Source organism: Caulobacter sp. (assembly GCF_049283275.1).
Taxonomy (GTDB): Bacteria; Pseudomonadota; Alphaproteobacteria; order Caulobacterales; family Caulobacteraceae; genus Caulobacter.
Map to the genome: position 1 here is coordinate 1 of NZ_JBAPVS010000327.1, position 3,224 is coordinate 3,224.

Below are 3,224 nucleotides of genomic sequence, written 5' to 3' on the forward strand. Positions count from 1 at the left end.
AGGACCGCCTCTGGCGGCCGCGTCGCGGCGACGCGGCGCGTCGTCCTTGACTCGGTCAGACGCCAGAGCAGGCTCGCCATCAAGGTTTCAAGGCGCGGTCTCGCCGCTGCGGGCGGTCTTTCAAACATCCCCTCCACGCCCGTCATTCTCAGGCGAGGGTCTTGCCGTGAGTGCGTGTTCCCGTCCGGTCCCCTGGCCTAAATCCTCGACCCCGTCCAAACCGCAAGATCGGTCGAGCGCGCGACAGCCTCACGCGCCAAGCTGGGATCACCACAGCGGATGAGGACGATGACGACGGCGCTCGATCACTACCATGCCCGGATGCAGAGGGTGCTGGACCATATCGACCGGCATCTGGACGGCGATCTGGACCTGGAGGCGATGAGCAGCGTCGCGGCGTTTTCCAAGTTCCATTTCCACCGGCAGTTCAAGGCGACCTTCGGGGTGTCCCTGCACCGCTATGTCCAGCTGGCCCGCCTGCGGCGGGCCTCCAAACGGCTGGCCGAGCAGGGGCAGAGCGTCACCGACATCGCCCTGGACGCCGGTTACGAGACGCCCGACGCCTTCGCCCGCGCCTTTCGTCAAAGGTTCGCGCAATCGCCGTCCAGTTTCCGGAAATCGCCCGACTGGGCGCCGTGGCTCCAGGCCTTCGGGCCTCTCAACGCCGCCAGGAGCAAGATCATGCCGACGACCTTCACCCCCGACCAGGTGATCATCCGCGAAGTGGCCCCGACCCGCGTGGCGATCTTCGAACACCGGGGCGATCCGGAGACCTTCGACGTCACCCGCGATCGGTTCATCGCCTGGCGCAAGGCCGCCGGGCTTTCGCCCCGCACCAGCCCGACCTTCAACATCTGGCATTCCGAGCGGCGCCCGGCCGATCCCGCCGACTACAGCATGGATCTGTGCGTCGGGCTCGGCGCCGATCAGTCGATCGATCCGGCGGATCCGGCGGTTAAGGCCGGCGAAATCCCTGGCGGACGCTGCGCGGTGCTGCGCGTGACCGGCGACACCCACAATCTGGAGCCCGCCGCCCTCTACCTGTACCGCGACTGGCTGCCGGCCAGCGGCGAGGAGATGCGCGACTTCCCCATCTACTGCCAACGCTTCTTCCTGGACGAACCCGAGCAGGGCACGGCGGCCGAGCTGCATCTGCCGCTGAAGTAGGGGCGCGGCTACAACCGCCCGCGTCGGCCGCCCTTGAGCTTGTCCAGCGCCCGGCGGGCGTGCTCGGCCTGGGCCGCGACCGGGGCCAGGGCCGCGCCCAGCGCGGGGAGGGCTTCGACGCCCCCTGGAACGCTCGGCGCGGCCTTGATCGGCATGATCAGCGCCACCTTGCGGGCCATGGCGGCGATCTCGCCGCAGGCCTTGGCCTTGTCGCGGGCCCGGCGGATCTCGCCGGGGTCGTCGCTGTGTTCGAGGATCGCCCAGGCCGCGTCGAGGGCGGCCATGAGCTTGGTTTGCAGGGCCTGGCACCAGGCGGGGATGTTGGTCTGGGTCATGCCGCTAGTGTGCGGCCGTCCCGGAGGGTGGGGATAAGAAACGTGCGTTTTTGTGTAAGCGGTTGGAATTGTTGATGTCGTGCTCGCCGGGAGCGGGGATGGACGCTGATGTCCCTCTCCCCCTGCGGGAGAGGGTGGCGGTCCGGAGGGCCGTCGGGTGAGGGGGCTCTCAAACGACGACCGCCGCGACCGGCCTTTCGGCTTGTCGCGGCGGTTCTGGTCTTCGACCCCTCATCCGGCGCTGCGCGCCACCTTCTCCCGCAGGGGGAGAAGGAAGAGCGACCCTGTGGATAACTTTCGCCGTCGCGCGCCTCTTGCCACCGGCGTCTTCAGCCTCGAAGGTGACCCGCTCACCGAGAACCGCCGCTTGACCGCCTTTCTCCGCCTCTTCCAGACCGACCCTGGGCCGCGCATCGAGGGCCACAGGGTGTTCCTGCGCCTGCCTCGGCTGCACGACTACAAGCCGTGGGCGGAGTTGCGGGCGCGGTCGGCCGACTTCCTCAAGCCCTGGGAGCCGACCTGGCCGGAGGACGATTTGACGCGGCCGGCCTTCCGCGCCCGGCTCAACGCCTACGCCCGCGAACTGGAGACCGGCGAGGCCTTTCCCTTCTTCATGTTCCGCCGCGACGATGGGTCGCTGATCGGCGGGGTGCGATTGTTCCACATCCGTCGCGGCGTCGCCCAGTGCGGGGTGATGGGCTATTGGATCGGCCAGTCCTACGCCGGTCAGGGCTATATGACGGACGCGGTCCGGGCGGCGATCGACTTCGCGTTCGGCGACCTGGCGCTGCATCGGCTGGAAGCGGCCTGCATGCCGGAAAACGAAATCTCGGCGGCTGTTCTGCTGAAATGCGGCTTCGCCGAGGAGGGATATGCGCCCGCTTATCTGAAAATTAACGGCGAATGGCGAGATCATCGTCTGTTCGGGATGGTCGCGCCAGAATAGCGTGGGCCCGTGCACAGCGCCTTCGGGCGCAGGATCAGGGTATGCCGTTCAAGATTAGTCAGCGACGCGTATGGGACGCCACGGCCACGCTCGAGGCCTTGGGCGCCGCCGAAGTCGCACTGTGGCTCTGGGAGCCCGAAGCCGACCGCCTGCGCATCAACGGAGCCGCGCGCCTTCTGGGTTTGGGGCCGCTGGCCCCGGACTGCTCCTCCGCCGCCTTCCGCGCCCTGACCCTGCCCCAGGACCGCGCCCACGCCGAAGACATCCTCAAGGTTCGCCCGCCGGGCAGCGAGATCGTCGCCCGCCTGCGCATGCGCAACGGCGGCACCTGCATCTGGCGCGGCACCTGGCTGGAGGACGGGGTGCGGGCCGCCGGGGTCATCGCCCCCGAATCAAAGTTCGTCGCCTCCGAGCGCGACAGCCTGACGGGTCTGCTGGACCGCAAGAGCTTCATCGCCCAGGCCCGCGAACGGCTGGGCAGGAGCGGCGTCCATGAACTGGTCGTCGCCGACGTCGATCGCCTGCGCCGCCTGAACGAGGCCCTGGGCCACGAACGCGCCGACCTGGTGCTGGCCGCCCTGGGCTCGCGCCTGGCCGCCGCCTTCCCGGCCGAGGCCTTGCTGGGCAGGATCGGCGAGGACGAGTTCGCGGTGCTGTGCGACCCGGCCGGCTTCGAGCCCGCCGAACTGCTGCGCAACGCCCTGGAGCAGCCCCTGCGGGTGGCCGGCTTCGACATCCACCCGACCCTGTCGATCGGCGCCGTCTCGGCCGAGGGC

Annotated in this window: 4 protein-coding genes; 3 read left to right on the top strand and 1 reads right to left on the bottom strand. The window is 69.1% G+C overall.

Annotation, left to right across the window (positions count from 1 at the left end):
• The first annotated feature begins 288 nt into the window (after positions 1–288).
• Positions 289–1,167 (top strand): AraC family transcriptional regulator, encoded by an 879-nt coding sequence (locus WAL33_RS18635; RefSeq protein WP_422183144.1) that lies wholly within the window; start codon positions 289–291, stop codon positions 1,165–1,167.
• 8 nt (positions 1,168–1,175) lie between these two features.
• Here WAL33_RS18635 and WAL33_RS18640 read toward each other — a convergent pair whose 3' ends face one another.
• Complete coding sequence (locus tag WAL33_RS18640) at positions 1,176–1,502, bottom strand: hypothetical protein (protein ID WP_422183145.1); 327 nt, start codon at positions 1,500–1,502, stop codon at positions 1,176–1,178.
• A 367-nt stretch (positions 1,503–1,869) separates the two neighbouring features.
• On the opposite strand from WAL33_RS18640, the gene WAL33_RS18645 reads away from it, so the two are divergent.
• Positions 1,870–2,448 carry a GNAT family N-acetyltransferase gene (locus WAL33_RS18645; RefSeq protein WP_422183147.1) on the top strand — a complete coding sequence of 193 codons (579 nt, stop codon included), beginning with the start codon at positions 1,870–1,872 and terminating at the stop codon, positions 2,446–2,448.
• Positions 2,449–2,489: 41 nt separating this feature from the next.
• On the top strand, positions 2,490–3,224 hold a 735-nt coding region (locus tag WAL33_RS18650; RefSeq protein WP_422183149.1), incomplete at its 3' end, for a diguanylate cyclase domain-containing protein.

Coding starts and splice junctions, on each gene's coding strand:
- WAL33_RS18635 (WP_422183144.1), top strand. CDS start 289: ATGACGACGGCGCTCGATCACTACCATGCCCGGATGCAGAGGGTGCTG.
- WAL33_RS18640 (WP_422183145.1), bottom strand. CDS start 1,502: ATGACCCAGACCAACATCCCCGCCTGGTGCCAGGCCCTGCAAACCAAG.